Below are 15,208 nucleotides of genomic sequence, written 5' to 3' on the forward strand. Positions count from 1 at the left end.
TCAGGCCAGGTCGACGACGACCGGGGCGTGGTCCGAGGCTCCGGTGCCGGCTCGCTCCTCGCGGTCGATGAAGGCGTGGGTCACCCGGGACGCGAGGCTCGCGGAGGCGAGCACGAAGTCGATGCGCAGCCCGCGGTTGCGCTCATAGCGCTGGCGGTAGTAGTCCCAGTAGGTGTAGACCTCCGGGCCCGGCGTGTGCGGCCGGACCACCTCGACGTACCCGTCGTCGAGGAATGCCTGGAACGCCGCCCGCTCCGGGGCGGTCACGTGTGTCGACTTGGCGAACTGCTTGATGTCGAAGACGTCCTCGTCGAGCGGGGCGATGTTCCAGTCGCCGACCAGGGCGGTCTCCCCGTCGCGCCAGTCCAGCGCGGCCTCGCGCAGCCGGGCCAGCCAGTCCAGCTTGTAGACGTAGTGCGGGTCGTCGGGCTTCCGGCCGTTCGGCACGTACAGGCTCCAGATGCGTACGCCGGCGCAGGTCGCGCCGATCGCCCGGGCCTCCGCGGCCACCGGGTCGCCGTACCCGGGCATGCCCTCGAAGCCGACCTGGACGTCCTCGAGGCCGACCCGGCTGACGATCGCCACGCCGTTCCACTGGCTGGTGCCGGCCGCCGCGACCTCGTAGCCGCGGGCCTGCAGGCCCATCAGCGGCAGCTGGTCGACCTTGGCCTTGGTCTCCTGGATGGCGAGGACGTCGACGTCGTGGCGCTCCAGGAAGGCCTCGACGCGGTCGATGCGGGAGCGGAGGGAGTTGACGTTCCAGGTGGCGATGCGCACCCGACAGAGCCTAGGTGCCGCTGCCCGTCGGGCCGCCCCGGGTCCGCAGGGTCCGCCCGTCCGGCGGGCGCAGGCCCACCGGCGAGGGCGACCGCCTAGGGTTGCGCCCCATGGAGAGGCTTGCCGCCTGGTCGGTGCACGCGTACACCGCCGCCGGGTCCGTGCTGGCCCTGTTGATGGTCCACCTGTCCTACGACGGCCGGGTCGAGGCCGTGCTGTGGCTCTTCCTCGTCGCGATGGTCGTGGACGGCTCCGACGGCTTCCTCGCCCGCCGGCTGCGGGTCAAGGAGGTGGTGCCCGAGATCGACGGGGCGCTGCTGGACAACATCGTCGACTACCTGACCTACGCCTTCGCGCCGATGGTGCTGCTCTGGTCCTGCGGCTACCTGCCCGGGGGCGCCGCCGGCGGCGTCGTGGCCTGCATCCCGCTCCTCGCGTCCTGCTACCAGTTCTGCCGCAGCGACGCGAAGACCGAGGACCACTACTTCCTCGGCTTCCCCAGCTACTGGAACGTGGTCGCGTTCTACGTGATCGTGCTGGAGCTGTCGGTCGCCACCACCACCGCGGTGCTGCTGGCCTTCGCGGTGCTCGTCTTCGTGCCGGTGAAGTACGTCTACCCCTCGCGCACGGCCACCCTGTGGGGGCTGAACATGACCCTGGCGACGATCTGGCTGGTCCTCTTCGGCCTGATCACCTGGCAGTTCCCGGACCCGCCGCTGGCGCTGGTGGTGGTCTCGCTCGCCTATCCGATCGTCTACCTCGCCGAGAGCCTGTGGCTGACCGCCCGCACGGCCCAGCGGACCCGGGGTGCGCGCGCCGCGCTGGTGACCGGCGAGGGCTGACCGCCCCGGCTCCGGCACGGATTCGGGAGGCGGGTCGGGCGCCCGTAGACTTCCCGCCCGTGGCTCTCACCATCGGCATCGTCGGTCTCCCCAACGCGGGCAAGTCAACGCTCTTCAACGCGCTCACGAAGAACGACGTCCTGGCGGCGAACTACCCGTTCGCCACCATCGAGCCGAACGTCGGGGTCGTCGGCGTGCCCGACGACCGGCTGCCGAGGCTCGCCGAGATCTTCGGCAGCGCCAAGATCCTGCCGGCGACCGTGGAGTTCGTGGACATCGCCGGGATCGTCGCCGGCGCCTCGCAGGGGGAGGGGCTGGGCAACAAGTTCCTCGCCCACATCCGCGAGTCCGCCGCGATCTGCCAGGTCACCCGGGTCTTCCGCGACGAGGACGTCACCCACGTCGACGGCGAGGTCAACCCGGCCAACGACATCTCCACGATCCAGACCGAGCTGATCCTGGCCGACCTGCAGACGGTGGAGAAGGCGATCCCGCGGCTGGAGAAGGAGGCCCGGGGCAAGAAGGAGCTCGCGGCGAACCTCGCCGCCGCGAAGGAGGCCCTGGCCCACCTCGAGGCCGGCACGCCGATCATCGCCACCGCCGTCGACCGCGAGCTGATCCGCGAGCTGTCGCTGCTGACCGCCAAGCCGTTCATCTACGTCTTCAACTGCGACGCCGACGAGCTCGCCGACGAGGAGCTCAAGGACCGGATGCGTGCGCTGGTCGCCCCGGCCGAGGCGATCTTCCTGGACGCGAAGTTCGAGGCCGAGCTGGTCGAGCTCGGCGACGAGGACGAGGCCCGCGAGATGCTCGCCGAGATGGGGGTGACCGAGCCCGGCCTGGACGTGCTCGCCCGCGTCGGCTTCGAGACCCTCGGCCTGCAGACCTACCTCACCGCCGGCCCCAAGGAGACCCGCGCCTGGACGATCCCGAAGGGCGCCACCGCCCCGGAGGCCGCCGGCGTGATCCACACCGACTTCCAGCGCGGCTTCATCAAGGCCGAGATCGTCTCCTTCGACGACCTTGTCGAGGCCGGCTCCATGCAGAAGGCCAAGGAGGCCGGCAAGGTGCGCATGGAGGGCAAGGACTACGTCATGGCCGACGGCGACGTGGTGGAGTTCCGGTTCAACGTCTGAGGTCCACCCGCGTCGCCGACCGACCCGTTCCGTGAGCGACGAGCGCCCCGCCCTCGATCGGGGGATCAGCGGTGCCGAGCTGCAGCGCTGGTACTGGCGCAAGGACGAGCTCGCCGGCTTCGCCCGCCAGCTGGGCGTCCGGGCCACCGGAGGCAAGGACCTGCTCACCCGCCGGATCGTGGCCTTCCTCGACGGGGTCGAGTTCGCCGAGCCGGCCCCGCGCCACTCTTCCGGATCCGCGCAGCTGAGTGGCTGCCTCGGCCCTGAGACGGTTATCCCGCGAGGTCAGCGATGCAGCCAGGTGCTCCGGGCCTGGTTCAGCGAGCGTCTGGGATCGGCGTTCCACTTCGACGCTGAGATGCGGGCGTTCTTCGTCGGCACCGACGGCACCCAGACGCTGCAGGACGCGCTGGATCACTGGCGGGCGACCAGAGGTCAGGGCGCGCAGAGCATCGGGGAGCAGTTCGAGTTCAACCGGTTCACCCGGGCCTGGCACGAGACCCATCCGGGCGGGCCCCGGGAGGAGCTTCTTGCCGCCTGGCGGGACTATCGCGCTCGCCCGGTGGAGGAGCGGGGACGGATCTGAGGTCGCCTCTGGGTCAGCCTCGACATCCGGTCATCTGGTCGTGTCCCCACCCCGCTTCGGGCCAGCTCGTGCCAGGAGCTCACAGCCAGCGCGACGGACCAGACGCTCCACAGCCTCTCGGGTGGTGAGGGCGACATGGCGTTGACCACGGTTCCGATGGCTCCGACCGCCACGCAGCCGCGGCCGACCCGTCGGCGTACGCGCGACGACGTGCGCGGCGAGGCGAGGGCAGCCGCGCTGGCGGCGTACCCGAGGGACGCGACTCCGCTCGTGACCCGGAGCGGCGTCGGGAGCCTGCCCTCCCACCTCCCGCCGTACGACACACGTCCCCAGGGCGCGCCTGCGGCGAGGGCGGCCTGGAAGGCTGACATGGTCACGAGCAGCAGCGGCGCAGATCGGCTGGTCTCCACGTTGCCATGGAAGCACCGCGGGGCGTCGTCGGCCAGGATGGATCCGATGAGCCCTCCAGATGGACGATCCGCAGCGGTCAGCCGGTGCCTCGGGCAAATCGCCATTGGAAGAGCACCGATCCCCTCGTCCTTCCGCCCGTAGCCGCCCAGGCTCGTCAGCTTCTCGGTGGCGCCGTCCGGAAACACCGCGACGTGGTCCTTCGGGAATCGGATCGACGCGCCGGGGCCCGATGAGCGAAAGCGCAGGGAAAGGTCGCAGCCCTCGGCGACGAGGCTCTCACGGACCAGCTGACACCCGCCGATGGTGGTCCGGAAAGGTCGGTCGGCAGCAACCACGCACCGGAGTCTGCCAGGTCTGCATGTCGATAAATGTGCCGACGTGTCTTGGGCTGTGGAATTCGTCCACAGCTTTAATAAACGTGGCCCGAACCCTATGCATCCAATTCGAACACACGTACGATTGGGTTAGTGGCAATGGCTGCCACACCTCTGACATTCGGGGGCTGCGATGACCGAGGTGACCCACCCCTATCTGGCGGGTGTCGACACCGCGGCGGCTGCCCTGGAGCAGATCGTCGAGCTGGAGCCGGCGTTCCTGCCGGTGAGCGACCAGCGCCGGGCGGTGCTCGCCATGCGGCGGCTGTCGACGCAGGTGCAGGCGATGGAGGCGATGCTGATGGCGGCCGCCGGCGGCGTGGCCGAGGCCGAGGGTTCCCGCGATGTCGCAGCCTGGGTCGCCCACCGCAGTCACGACTCCCTGGTGACCACGCGCCGCCTCCAGCGCCTCGGGGTCGCGTGCGACCAGCGCTGGCACCGGTTAGGTGGGGCGCTGGTCGCCGGGCAGGTGAACGTGGACCAGGGCCACGTGATCGCGGGCGCGCTCGACGACCTGGCCTCGGCCGCAGCGCTGGTGGACATCGGTGCCGAGGAGTGGGGACAGGTCCTGGCCCGCGCCGAGCAGCACCTGGTCGAGCAGGCGGCGCACTTCGGGCCGCGGGAGCTCCGGCGGCTGGGGGAGCGGATCCTGGAGGCCGTCGCGCCGGAGCTGGCCGAGGAGCTGGAGGGCCGGCAGCTGGCCGACGCCGAGCGCCGCGCCCGTCGGCGTACGTTGCTGCGCATCCAGCACCTCGGCGACGGGACCGCGCTGATCAAGGCGCGGGTGCCGGAGGCGGCTGCGCTGCGGCTGAAGACTTCCTTGGAGGCGTTCACGAGCCCGCGCCGGGCAGACGGTCGCTGCTCGACGGACGGAGAGGCCGTTCCGTACGACCGGCGCATGGGTGAGGCGTTCTGCTCGCTGCTGGAGACCCTCGACCCGGCCCGGCTGCCGCTGCACGGCGGGGATGCCACGACGATGATGATCACGATGGACCTCGCCGCCCTGACCAGCGGCCTCGGGACCGCGACCCTGGCCGACGGGTCCCGGATCACCGCCGGCGAAGCGCGTCGGATGGCGTGCACCGCGAACCTCGTCCCGGCCGTCCTGGGGACCCGGTCGGTGCCGCTCGACCTCGGCCACACGGCGCGGCTGTTCACGCCCGCCCAGCGCAAGGCCCTCGCCCTGCGGGACCGGGAGTGCCGTGCCGACGGATGCTCGATCCCCGCGACCTGGTGCGAGGCACATCATTGGCAGCCCTGGCTCCTCGGCGGGCGGACCGACCTCGCGAACGGGATCCTGCTCTGCTCCCGGCACCACCATCTGGTCCACGACGACCGCTATCTCCACGACCGCATGCCCAACGGCGACGTCCGCTTCGCCCGGCGGCGGTGAGTCGCCCACAGCGGCCGGGATCCGCCCATGAGGGGCCATGCGGTTGCAGGGTGACAGTCAGTCCGATCGCGCGTCCGTGCGCGGAATCCGGGCATGGTCGGGCGAGCGTAGCCGCCCTCAACGAGCTAGATCCGGACGTGTCCTGCTTGCCCGATAACCTGCACTTACTCCAGAACCGAAGAGGAATCGATGCTAGACGACGACGCTGTTGTTCCATCGGGGCTTCGCCATGAGCGCTTCGTCTTGACTCCGCTCACCATGGACACAGCCGCCTTGGACTACGCGTCGTATATGGCGAGCCCGGACGTCATCCGAGTGCACAGCGATGGCCGATGGCCTGTACAAGGGTTCACCTTCTCTGAGGACCTTGAGCTCGTCGCGCAGCACGAGGCCGACCACAAGAGCCGCCGCTCGTTCGCGTTCGTGCTCATCGCCCCATCGGGGGCCGAAGCGCTCGGATGCTTGTACTTTAATCCTCTGCGCGAATACCTCTCACGTGCAGAGGCACCCCGACATCTCGTCGACAAAACTCCATTCGACTCTGCGATGGTCACTTTCTGGCTCCGCCAGGATCAACAGAACACCGACCTGGCCGAGATCGTGGTCGAGACCGTGAACGAATGGATCATCGACGAGTGGCCGCTGGCCGAGCACCACTTTCGCGTCCTACCGGCAGAGCGGTCCTCTTGCGCGGCGCTCGACCGGCTGAGCCTACGGAAGGTCTGTCTCGCTCTTCCCGGCGACGAGCGGCCGTACATCTGGTACCAATCGTCGTCAGGAATCAATCGCCCACGACCTTCCGCACATCGGCAGGACCGAGCGGATCCGGCATGGTCGGGCGAGGCGGAACGTGGATAGCGTTCGTTCATGACGGAGGCCGACGGCAGCAGCCTCGACCGCGATGGCGCTGACTCTGGTGACGGACCACTGAGGTTCGTCGCCGTGTCACTGGACTGCGGGGACCCGGACGCACTCGCTCAGTTCTACGTGTCCTTGCTCGGCGGCGAACTGTTGTGGAGCTCGCCAGCTAGCGCCGCAGTGCGCACCCCTGGTGTGACGCTCGTGGCTCAGCGGGTTGACGGCTACCGCCCTCCGCGGTGGCCCGGCTCCTCCCTGGTGCACCTCGACCTGAGTGCCGGGCGGTCCGGCGACGCCAACTCTGCTGCCGTGGAGCGGGCTCTCGGACTAGGAGCCTCGATGGCTGCGGACCAGCCCGATGGGCGATGGACGGTGCTGCTGGACCCGGCTGGTCATCCGTTCTGCATCACGCCGTTCACGCCAGAGAGTTAGCCCCTGGCGACCTTCCGGCCGGTCGCCGGCGTCATCGCCCGCGCCGCCTGGCGAGGACACGGGGTACCCCTCCGGTGCCGGCCGTGCATGTCGACGGCGGCGCCCATCCCTGACCCTGCTTTCTCGAGGAGCACCCATGTCCCGTCTCATCGTCATCACCGGCGCCGCCTCCGGCATCGGCGCAGCCGTCCGCCAGCTGATGGAGGAGCGCGGTGACCGCGTCCTCGGCGTCGACCTGAAGGGGACCGAGGTCTCCGCCGACCTCGGCACCGCGGCCGGCCGGGCCCAGGCCGTGGCCGAGATCCTCGACGCCTCGGGTGGCGTGGTCGACGGCGTCGTGACCTGTGCGGGGCTCTCGAACCCGTCGCCGGCCCTGCCGCCGGTCAACTACTTCGGCACCACCGAGCTCGTCAGCGGGCTGCGGGACGCGCTCGCCGCCGCGCCGGCGCCCCGCGTCGTCCTGGTCGGATCGATCTCTGCGACCCAGCCGGTCGACCAGGCGCTGGTCGACGCGCTGCTCGCCGGCGACGCCGAGGAGGCCGCCCGGCTGACCGAGGCCGCGATCGCCGACGGCCGCCCGCAGCAGCTCTACCCGTCGTCGAAGTCGGCGGTCGCCCAGTGGGCGCGGCGTACGGCGGTGGCGCCGGGGTGGGCCGACGCCGGGATCCCGATCAACGTGGTCTCGCCGGGGGTCGTCCTCTCCCCGATGACCGCCAACCTGGTCAAGGACCCGAAGATGAAGCAGGTCATGGACTCCGCCGTGCCGATGCCGCTGCACGGCTACTCCGCCCCCGAGGACATCGCCCGGGTCATCGGGTTCCTGCTCTCGCCCGAGATCACCCATGTGACGGGCCAGGTGATCTACGTCGACGGCGGCGCCGAGGCCACGCTGCGGCCCGCCTCGCACTTCTGAGGCACCGGGCCGGACGGCGCGCCTGCCGTCCGGCCCGCGGGGTACCGGCCCGGACGGCCCGCTCACGGCGGGCGACTGTGCCGGAGTCGGGCGGGAGCCGGGGGAGCCGATGCGTGGAGTGGTGATGCACACCGCGGGCGACGTGCGGGTGGAGGAGCGCGCGGAGCCCCGGATCGTCGAGCCGACCGACGCGGTGATCCGGCTGAGCGCGACCTGCATCTGCGGGTCGGACCTGTGGCCCTACCGCGGCGTCGAACCGGCCGACCACCAGGTGATGGGCCACGAGTACGTCGGGGTCGTGGAGGAGGTCGGCACCGAGGTGCGGACTGTCCGGGTCGGCGACTTCGTGGTCGGGTCCTTCGTCATCTCCTGCAACGCCTGCGAGCTCTGCCGCGCCGGGTTCCAGTCCCACTGCGTGCACGCCGAGTTCGTCGCCCAGATCGGCACCCAGGCCGACCGGGCCCGGATCCCCTACGCGGACGGCACCCTCGTCGCCACCCCCGGGCCTCCGGAGGAGGACCTCGTCCCGTCGCTGCTCGCGGCCTCCGACGTCCTCGGCACCGGCTGGTTCGCGGCCGACGCCGCCCAGGCCGGACCGGGCCGGACGGTCGCGGTCGTCGGGGACGGGGCGGTCGGGCTGATGGCAGTCCTCGCCGCCAGGCAGCTCGGGGCGGAGCGGGTGATCGCGATGTCCCGTCACCCCGACCGGCAGGAGCTCGCCCGCTCCTACGGCGCGACCGACGTGGTGGCCGAGCGCGGGGCCGACGGCGTCGCCCGGATCAAGGAGCTCACCGACGGCCTCGGCGCGCATTCAGTCGTGGAGGCCGTCGGCACCCAGGAGTCCTTCATGCAGGCCGTCGGCGCCACCCGCGCCGGTGGGCACCTCGGGTTCGTCGGGGTGGACCACGAGGTGATGATCCCCGGGCTCGAGCTCTTCTTCGCCGGCATCCACACCCTCGGCGGGCCCGCCCCGGTGCGGCGCTACCTCCCGGACCTGCTCCGGCTGGTCTGGGATCGCGAGATCGACCCGGGCCGGGTCTTCGACCTGACCCTGCCTCTGGAGCAGGCGGCCGAGGGATACCGCGCGATGGACGAGCGGCGCGCGATCAAGGTCCTGCTCACGCTGTAGCGCGGACCGGCTCGGCGCGGGATCGCGGAGAATGGCGGAGTGACCCAGGCACCCCTGCTCGCGGACTACGACAGCCAGCTCCGGACCGACGCCGAGATGGCGGGCGCGACAGCGCTCACCCGACTGGGGCCGCTGCACCTCGGCACCTTCGACGGCGCTCGCGGCCACGTCAGCTACCGGGACCTCGACGGCGCGGACGCCGAGCAGGTCCGGGCGTGGGTCGGGGAGACCCTGGCGCACTACCGGCGCCACGGCGTCGTACGCGACCTGGAGTGGAAGACGCGCGGCCACGACCACGCACCCGGGCTGCACGAGGCGCTGGTGACCCACGGGTTCGAGCCGGGCGAGCCGGAGTCGGTGATGGTCGGCGAGACCCGACGGCTCGCGGTCGACGCGGAGCCGCCGGCCGGGGTGGCACTGCGCCGGGTGAGCGACGAGGCGGACGTCCGGGCGATGTGCGCGATGCAGGACGAGGTCTTCGGCCCAGAGGTGTCCGGGGACACCGTGGAGGGGCTGCTGCGCCGCCTCCGGGAGGCCGACACGACCGAGCTCTGGGTCGCCGAGGCGGCGGGGGCGGTGGTCGCCGCGGGCCGGCTCGAGGTGGTCGAGCACAGTGCGTTCGCGGGGCTGTGGGGTGGCGCCACGCTGCCGGGGTGGCGGGGGCGGGGGATCTACCGGGCGCTCACCGCTGTCCGGTCCCGGTCGGCGCTCGCCCGGGGGCGGACCCTGCTGCACAGCGACTGCACCGAGGACTCGCGCCCGATCCTCGAGCGCTCCGGGATGGTCCGGGTCTCGACGACCACGCCGTACCGGATCCGGCTCTGAGTCCACCGCCCTGCCTACGCTGGGCCGGTGAGCATCACGGTCCAGCCCGCCACGCTGGGCCGCTTCGACGACGTCGCGACGATGATCGGCCCGAAGCGGCCGGACGCGAACGTGTGCTGGTGCCTGAGCCATCGGCTGGACTCGCGCACCAACCGCGAGCTGGCGGGCCCCGCCCGGGGCGAGTACGTCCGGGACCTCTGCGCCCGTGACGTGGCGCCCGGCGTCCTCGCCTACGACGGCGACGAGGTCGTCGGCTGGGCGGCGGTCGCCCCGCGCGCGGGGCTGCCCTTCGAGCGGTCGCCCCGGTTCCCCCAGGTCGACGACCTGCCGGTCTGGTCGGTGTGGTGCCTGCGGGTGCGCCCCGGACGGCGCGGCCGGGGCTACTCCCTGCCGCTGCTCGAGGGCGCGACCGCCTATGCCGTGGACCGCGGCGCCCCGGCGGTCGAGGGCTACCCGGTCGACAACGCCGGCGCGAAGGTCGACCTGACGATGGCGTTCGTCGGGACCCGGGGCCTCTTCGAGCGGGCCGGGTTCACCAAGGTGGCCGACACCGGCTCGGTCGCGGGCGGGTTCCCGCGGGTGCTGATGCGGCGCTGAGCTCCGCCTCCCGCCCCCGAGGCGCAGATGGGGGATGCACACCCGGGCCCGGCGGCGCAGAGTGTCGGCACCGACGGTCGACGGCGACCGTCCCGGTCCCGATCGGACGCGCCATGCCCTCCAGGTCCTTCCCGTCCCGCCTGCTGGTCCTGCCCGCCCTCGGCGCCCTGGTCGCCGCGCTGCTGGTCGCGCCGCCCGTGGGGGCCGAGCACCCCGGCGGCCGGCCACCGGGGCACGCCGGCTCGAAGCACGGCTCGAAGCACGGGCCGACGCTGGAGGTGCTGACCCAGAACCTCTACCTCGGGTCCTCGCTCGACCCCGCGCTGGACGCGACGACCGGCGTGGAGTTCGTCGCCGCCACCGCGCAGATCTACGGCACCGCCGTCGCCAGCGACCCGCCGCGCCGCCTCGCGGCGGTCGCCGACACGATCGCGGCCACCCGGCCGGACCTGGTCGGGCTCCAGGAGGTCAGCAGGTGGACGGCGGTCCCGGTGGCCGCGGGCGCGAGCCCGCCGTCGTACGACTTCCTGGCGCTGCTGCTCTCCGAGCTCGCCGAGCGGGGCCTGTCCTACCGGGTGGCCGGGGTCTCCGACAACGCCGACATCGGGCCGGTGCCGCTCGTCGCGCCCGGTTTCGGCTGCCGGACGGTCAGCTCGCCGACCTCCGCCGACTGCGTGGTCTCGCTCCAGGACCGGGACGTGATCCTCGAGAACACCCGGACCCCGGGGCTGCGGCTCGGGCCGCCGGTCACCGGCCGGTACGCCGCCCAGCAGTCGGTCCCGATCCCGGACGCGGGCGGTGCCACGCTCGACTTCGGCCGCGGCTGGGTCCACGTGGACGGCAGCCTGCGGGGCGCCCGGTTCCGGTTCCTCAACACCCACCTCGAGGTCGCCGGGTTCGCCGCCGTGCAGGAGGCCCAGGCGCGCGAGCTGCTGGCCGGCCCGGCCCGGACCCGGCGCCAGCTGGTCGCGGTCGGGGACTTCAACTCGCCCGCGGACCGGGCGAGCTCCACGACCAGCACCTACGCGGACCTGACCCGACGCTGGTTCGACGACGCGTGGTGGATCAACCGCACCCGTCCCGGGTTCACCTGCTGCCAGGGTGGGGCGCTCAGCAACCCGACCTCGACCCTGCGGACCCGCATCGACCTGGTGCTGACCCGCGGCATCCGGCGGGCCCGCTGGGCAGTGGTCGTCGGCGCACGGCCGATCGCCGACCCGCCGCCCCGCTGGGCGTCGGACCACGCGGGCGTGGTCGCCGGGCTGCAGCTTCGGGCGGGGGACCCCCGGCATCGGCACCATCACCCGCGCTGAGGCGGCCGGGCTCCGTGTCGCAGGGTGCGGGTGAGCACGCCGGGCCGGAACAGGCTGGCCGGCGGGGCGGTCAGCTGCTGCACGTCGGTGAGCGCGGCGTTGCTGTGATCGTCCACGGCCGCCGCCCGGGTGACCCGGTCGACGTACCGGTTGACCAGCCGGTTCCCGGGTGGCCGGCGGCCGCGGGTCGCCGGATAGACGAAGTCGGCGCCGGTGGCGATCAGCCAGGGTCCGTCCACGACCGATGCCACCTCCCGGGCCAGGTCGCCCGCCAGCTCCGGGCCGGTCCCCGCCCGGTCGAGGACCCGGCCCAGTGCCTCGGCCTGGAGCAGGGCGGCGCTCATGCCCTGCCCGTAGACCGGGTTGAAGCTGGCGGCCGCGTCGCCCAGGACGCAGAGGTTCCGCGGATGCTCACCGAGCCGGTCCCAGTGCCGCCGCCGGCTCGACCGGAACGAGTAGCCGGCCGGTTCCTCCAGGGCGGGACGGCTCAGCAGCGTGGCCAGCACGGGATCCGCCAGGGTGCGGGCGAAGCTGCGGGCGCCGTCCCCGTCCCGGGGTGCGGCCGTGCCGAAGTAGCCGCCGAGCACGACCTGCCAGCGCTGGCCCTCCATCGGCAGAGCGACACCCAGGCGCGGGAGGTCCCGGGTGTTCTGGATGATCGCGAACGCCGCGCCGTCGAGGTCGCCCGCGTGCCGCTCCACGACGTACGCCGTGTAGCGCAGGTCCACGACGACCTCCGTGGCGGGCGGCGGGCACGGCAGCCAGCGCTCGGTGTGGCTACCGCGGCCGCTGGCGTCGATGACCAGGTCGGCGTCCAGGGGGTCGACCACCCCACGCAGCCGCACGCCCGCGACGCCCGCCCCGCGGGCCCGCCCGGATTCGAGGGCCAGCCCCTCGACGCTGGCGCGCACGGAGCGGACGCCGGGGAGCGCGAGCGTGGCGGCCCGCAGCCGGGACTCCACGAGCGAGCGGCTGCACAGCGCACGGGGGAACCCCAGGTCGCGCAGCTGCAGGTGGGTCCGGGTCGATCCGCTGGCCACCCAGTGGCAGGGGAGCCGCACCGGGTCGGCCCCGCCGGAGCTGGCGCCGCGGTCGAGGAGGTCCTGCGCGAATCCCGCGAAGAGCTGCTCCAGGACCCGGGACCCGGCGGCGAGCATGACGTGGGGCAGGTGTCCCTGGGGAGCGATGCTGCCGGTGGCGGGCGGCTCGCGTCGTTCGACCACGAGAACCTCGCGGGCCCGGCCCGCCGCGGTGGCCGCAGCGGCCAGACCCGCGATGCTGCCGCCGATGACCACGATGCGGTCCAGGGGAGTGTTGGTGGCCATGACGGCCTCCCTCGTTCCGAGTTTCGTTGCGTTGTAACGTTACGCCGTACCGTTAGCCTGTCAAGATGGCCAGGCCTCGGATCCACGACGACGCGACCGCCGAGGCCCTGCTCGACGCGGCCGGAGCGCTGCTGCGCGAGTCCGGGATCTCCGGGGTCTCGGTGCGGGCTGTCGCTGCGAGGTCCGGGACCAGCTTCCGGGCCGTCTACGCGGTCTTCGGCTCGAAGCAGGCGCTGGTCGACGCGCTCGCCGAGCGCGGATACCGCAGCCTGACCGCGCGGGTCGGCGACCTGCCGCTGACCGAGGACGCCGGCCGCGACCTGGTCCAGGCCGGGGCCGAGGCGTTCCGGTGCTTCGCCCTGGAACAGCCCGAGCTGTTCCGGCTGACCTTCGAGCAGGTCTCCGCTGAGGTGCTGCGCCAGGAACGGGTGGCCCGTGCCGCGCTGGGCAGCTACGAGGCGCTGCGCGGCCGGGTCCAGCGCGCCAGGGCCGCGGGCCTGGTCCACCCTGACCGGTCCGACGAGCAGTGCGTGCTCGCCTTCCACAGCCTGTGCCACGGGCTGGCCGCCGCCGAGCTCGCCTCCCGGCGGCCGCCGGACGGCCCGGGCTTCTGGCCGATGCTGCGCGCGGCCGACCTCGCCCCGGTGTGGTGCGACGCGCTCGCCGGCCTGGTCCGGCACCTCGGGTCGGTCCCGGAGGCCTGAGCGACCGGACGGCGGTCCGAAACCCGCCTGCAGGTTCGCTCAGGTGTGGTCCTCAGGTGCCGATCAGTGCTCTGCACCCGGCACCGGAACCGGGCGCCCGACCACCGAGAGACTGCTGCCGCCATGATCGACGTCGCCCGCCGGAGAAGTCCGCGCCCGGCCCGGGTCCGGCAGGCCCTGACGCGCTACCGCACGTGGTGGTGGGACCTCGGTGGCGCCGCCGTGTTCGTGGTCGGCGGCTCCCTGCTGGCCCAGTGGGCGGACCTCGCCGCGCGCTTCGACGACTGGTCCGCGCGCCACGAGCACTACCGCGCCGACGACCTGATGATCGTGCTGGTGCTGAGCGTGCTCGGGCTGGGCTGGTTCTCGTGGCGCCGCTACTGGCAGGCCCGCGCCGAGGCCTCCAACCTCGAGCTCGCCGAGCGCCGGGTCGTGGTCGCCAACGAGCGCTACCGGTCGCTGTTCGACTACCACCCCAGCGCTGTCTTCTCCCTCGGGCTGGACGGCCGGTTCCTGACCCTCAACGCCGCTGCACAGGAGCTGACGGGCCGCACGGGCGACGAGCTGCGCGCGCTGTCCGGGTTCGCCGCGCTGCTGGTGCCCGAGAGCGTGGAGCCGGTCGCCGAGGGGTTCCTCCGGGTGCTGGAGCGCAGCGCCGAGCACGTGGACGCGACCATCCAGCGCAGCGACGGGTCCCGGGTCGAGCTGAGCATCACCGGCATGCCGATGGTCGTCGACGACGAGGTGGTCGGCGTCTACGGCATCGCCGAGGACGTGACCGCGCGGAACCTGATGCAGCGCGAGCTGGCGCGGACCCGTCGCCGTGCGGAGGAGGCCAGCGAGGCGAAGTCGCTGTTCCTGGCGAACATGAGCCACGAGATCCGCACGCCGCTGACCACGATCATGGCGATCACCGAGCTGATGGCCGAGGGCGACGCCGAGCCCGGCCAGCGCCGGTTCCTCGACATGATGACGCGCAACGGGCAGCGGCTGCTGCGGCTCGTCGACGACATCCTGGACTTCTCCCGCATCGAGGCCGGCCAGATCCGGATGGAGCGCACCGAGGTCGACCTGCGGGCGCTGGTCCGCGACTGCCTCGACCCGTTCCGGGGCGAGGCCGACCGCAAGGGCATCGCGCTGCGGCTCGCGTTCGCGGAGCGGCTGCCAGCGGTGGTCCTCGGGGACGGGGAGCGGATCCGCCAGGTGCTCGCGAACCTGGTCGGGAACGCCCTGAAGTTCACCGATGCCGGCGCCGTCTCGGTCCTCGTCGAGGTGCTCGAGCAGGACGACGCCGTGACCCGGGTGGTGTTCCGGGTCGAGGACACCGGCATCGGGATCACCGAGGACCAGATGGCGAACCTGTTCGACTCCTTCAGCCAGGCCGATGCGTCGATCACCCGCAAGTACGGCGGGACCGGGCTGGGTCTGGCCATCAGCAAGCAGCTCGCCGAGCTGATGGACGGCACGGTGGACGTCGTCAGCGAGCCGGGGGAGGGCAGCACCTTCTCCGTGGAGCTGCCGCTGGCCCTCGTCGACGCCCCGGGCTCCCAGCTTGAGCGCGAGCCGGCCGCGCTGCACGCCGGCTGATCACCA

15 protein-coding genes are annotated in these 15,208 nt (G+C 72.6%); 13 read left to right on the plus strand and 2 right to left on the minus strand.

The window, feature by feature from the left end:
- Entirely contained in the window at positions 1 to 777 is a 777-nt protein-coding gene (locus EBO35_RS04215) for an exodeoxyribonuclease III (protein ID WP_122816609.1), read from the minus strand.
- Between the two features lie 110 nt (positions 778 to 887).
- On the opposite strand from EBO35_RS04215, the gene EBO35_RS04220 reads away from it, so the two are divergent.
- The 11 genes from EBO35_RS04220 (at position 888) to EBO35_RS04270 (ending at position 11,586) form a co-directional block, all read left to right on the plus strand.
- Positions 888 to 1,619: a CDP-alcohol phosphatidyltransferase family protein gene (locus tag EBO35_RS04220; RefSeq protein ID WP_122816610.1), complete on the plus strand. Its 732-nt coding sequence runs from the start codon at positions 888 to 890 to the stop codon at positions 1,617 to 1,619.
- A 59-nt stretch (positions 1,620 to 1,678) separates the two neighbouring features.
- Entirely contained in the window at positions 1,679 to 2,755 is a 1,077-nt protein-coding gene (gene ychF / locus EBO35_RS04225; protein WP_122816611.1) for a redox-regulated ATPase YchF, read from the plus strand.
- Between the two features lie 31 nt (positions 2,756 to 2,786).
- Complete coding sequence (locus tag EBO35_RS04230) at positions 2,787 to 3,341, plus strand: DUF6434 domain-containing protein (protein WP_206422661.1); 555 nt, start codon at positions 2,787 to 2,789, stop codon at positions 3,339 to 3,341.
- Positions 3,342 to 4,259: 918 nt separating this feature from the next.
- Complete coding sequence (locus EBO35_RS04235; protein WP_122816612.1) at positions 4,260 to 5,519, plus strand: HNH endonuclease signature motif containing protein; 1,260 nt, start codon at positions 4,260 to 4,262, stop codon at positions 5,517 to 5,519.
- Between the two features lie 189 nt (positions 5,520 to 5,708).
- Positions 5,709 to 6,377 carry a hypothetical protein gene (locus EBO35_RS04240; protein WP_122816613.1) on the plus strand — a complete coding sequence of 223 codons (669 nt, stop codon included), beginning with the start codon at positions 5,709 to 5,711 and terminating at the stop codon, positions 6,375 to 6,377.
- A 9-nt stretch (positions 6,378 to 6,386) separates the two neighbouring features.
- Positions 6,387 to 6,809: a VOC family protein gene (locus EBO35_RS20350; protein WP_164477801.1), complete on the plus strand. Its 423-nt coding sequence runs from the start codon at positions 6,387 to 6,389 to the stop codon at positions 6,807 to 6,809.
- Positions 6,810 to 6,945: 136 nt separating this feature from the next.
- Positions 6,946 to 7,722 (plus strand): SDR family oxidoreductase, encoded by a 777-nt coding sequence (locus EBO35_RS04250; RefSeq protein WP_122816614.1) that lies wholly within the window; start codon positions 6,946 to 6,948, stop codon positions 7,720 to 7,722.
- Positions 7,723 to 7,831: 109 nt separating this feature from the next.
- On the plus strand, positions 7,832 to 8,851 hold the full coding sequence (locus EBO35_RS04255) for a zinc-dependent alcohol dehydrogenase family protein (RefSeq protein ID WP_122816615.1): 1,020 nt from the start codon (positions 7,832 to 7,834) through the stop codon (positions 8,849 to 8,851).
- Positions 8,852 to 8,890: 39 nt separating this feature from the next.
- Positions 8,891 to 9,676, plus strand: a complete 786-nt coding sequence (locus EBO35_RS04260) for a GNAT family N-acetyltransferase (RefSeq protein ID WP_122816616.1) — start codon at positions 8,891 to 8,893, stop codon at positions 9,674 to 9,676.
- A 27-nt stretch (positions 9,677 to 9,703) separates the two neighbouring features.
- On the plus strand, positions 9,704 to 10,273 hold the full coding sequence (locus EBO35_RS04265; protein WP_122816617.1) for a GNAT family N-acetyltransferase: 570 nt from the start codon (positions 9,704 to 9,706) through the stop codon (positions 10,271 to 10,273).
- Between the two features lie 113 nt (positions 10,274 to 10,386).
- Positions 10,387 to 11,586, plus strand: coding sequence for an endonuclease/exonuclease/phosphatase family protein (locus EBO35_RS04270; protein ID WP_122816618.1), 1,200 nt, complete (start codon positions 10,387 to 10,389; stop codon positions 11,584 to 11,586).
- Here the strand turns inward: EBO35_RS04270 and EBO35_RS04275 are convergent.
- On the minus strand, positions 11,574 to 12,911 hold the full coding sequence (locus EBO35_RS04275) for an FAD-dependent oxidoreductase (protein ID WP_122816619.1): 1,338 nt from the start codon (positions 12,909 to 12,911) through the stop codon (positions 11,574 to 11,576). The genes EBO35_RS04270 and EBO35_RS04275 overlap by 13 nt on opposite strands.
- Positions 12,912 to 12,976: 65 nt before the next feature.
- Here EBO35_RS04275 and EBO35_RS04280 point away from each other — a divergent pair, with 65 nt between their 5' ends.
- Both EBO35_RS04280 and EBO35_RS04285 read left to right on the plus strand, forming a co-directional pair.
- Entirely contained in the window at positions 12,977 to 13,615 is a 639-nt protein-coding gene (locus tag EBO35_RS04280; RefSeq protein WP_122816620.1) for a TetR/AcrR family transcriptional regulator, read from the plus strand.
- A gap of 123 nt (positions 13,616 to 13,738) precedes the next feature.
- Positions 13,739 to 15,202, plus strand: coding sequence for a PAS domain-containing sensor histidine kinase (locus EBO35_RS04285; protein WP_122816621.1), 1,464 nt, complete (start codon positions 13,739 to 13,741; stop codon positions 15,200 to 15,202).
- Positions 15,203 to 15,208 lie beyond the last annotated feature (6 nt).

Source organism: Nocardioides pantholopis, assembly GCF_003710085.1.
GTDB lineage: Bacteria > Actinomycetota > Actinomycetes > Propionibacteriales > Nocardioidaceae > Nocardioides > Nocardioides pantholopis.

What these genes read in the sequence shown, in the direction of transcription:
- EBO35_RS20350 (WP_164477801.1), top strand. Translation starts at nt 6,387, where the DNA reads ATGACGGAGGCCGACGGCAGCAGCCTCGACCGCGATGGCGCTGACTCT.
- EBO35_RS04275 (WP_122816619.1), bottom strand. Translation starts at nt 12,911, where the DNA reads ATGGCCACCAACACTCCCCTGGACCGCATCGTGGTCATCGGCGGCAGC.
- EBO35_RS04220 (WP_122816610.1), top strand. Translation starts at nt 888, where the DNA reads ATGGAGAGGCTTGCCGCCTGGTCGGTGCACGCGTACACCGCCGCCGGG.
- EBO35_RS04270 (WP_122816618.1), top strand. Translation starts at nt 10,387, where the DNA reads ATGCCCTCCAGGTCCTTCCCGTCCCGCCTGCTGGTCCTGCCCGCCCTC.
- EBO35_RS04285 (WP_122816621.1), top strand. Translation starts at nt 13,739, where the DNA reads ATGATCGACGTCGCCCGCCGGAGAAGTCCGCGCCCGGCCCGGGTCCGG.
- EBO35_RS04280 (WP_122816620.1), top strand. Translation starts at nt 12,977, where the DNA reads ATGGCCAGGCCTCGGATCCACGACGACGCGACCGCCGAGGCCCTGCTC.
- EBO35_RS04250 (WP_122816614.1), top strand. Translation starts at nt 6,946, where the DNA reads ATGTCCCGTCTCATCGTCATCACCGGCGCCGCCTCCGGCATCGGCGCA.
- EBO35_RS04240 (WP_122816613.1), top strand. Translation starts at nt 5,709, where the DNA reads ATGCTAGACGACGACGCTGTTGTTCCATCGGGGCTTCGCCATGAGCGC.
- EBO35_RS04235 (WP_122816612.1), top strand. Translation starts at nt 4,260, where the DNA reads ATGACCGAGGTGACCCACCCCTATCTGGCGGGTGTCGACACCGCGGCG.
- EBO35_RS04255 (WP_122816615.1), top strand. Translation starts at nt 7,832, where the DNA reads ATGCGTGGAGTGGTGATGCACACCGCGGGCGACGTGCGGGTGGAGGAG.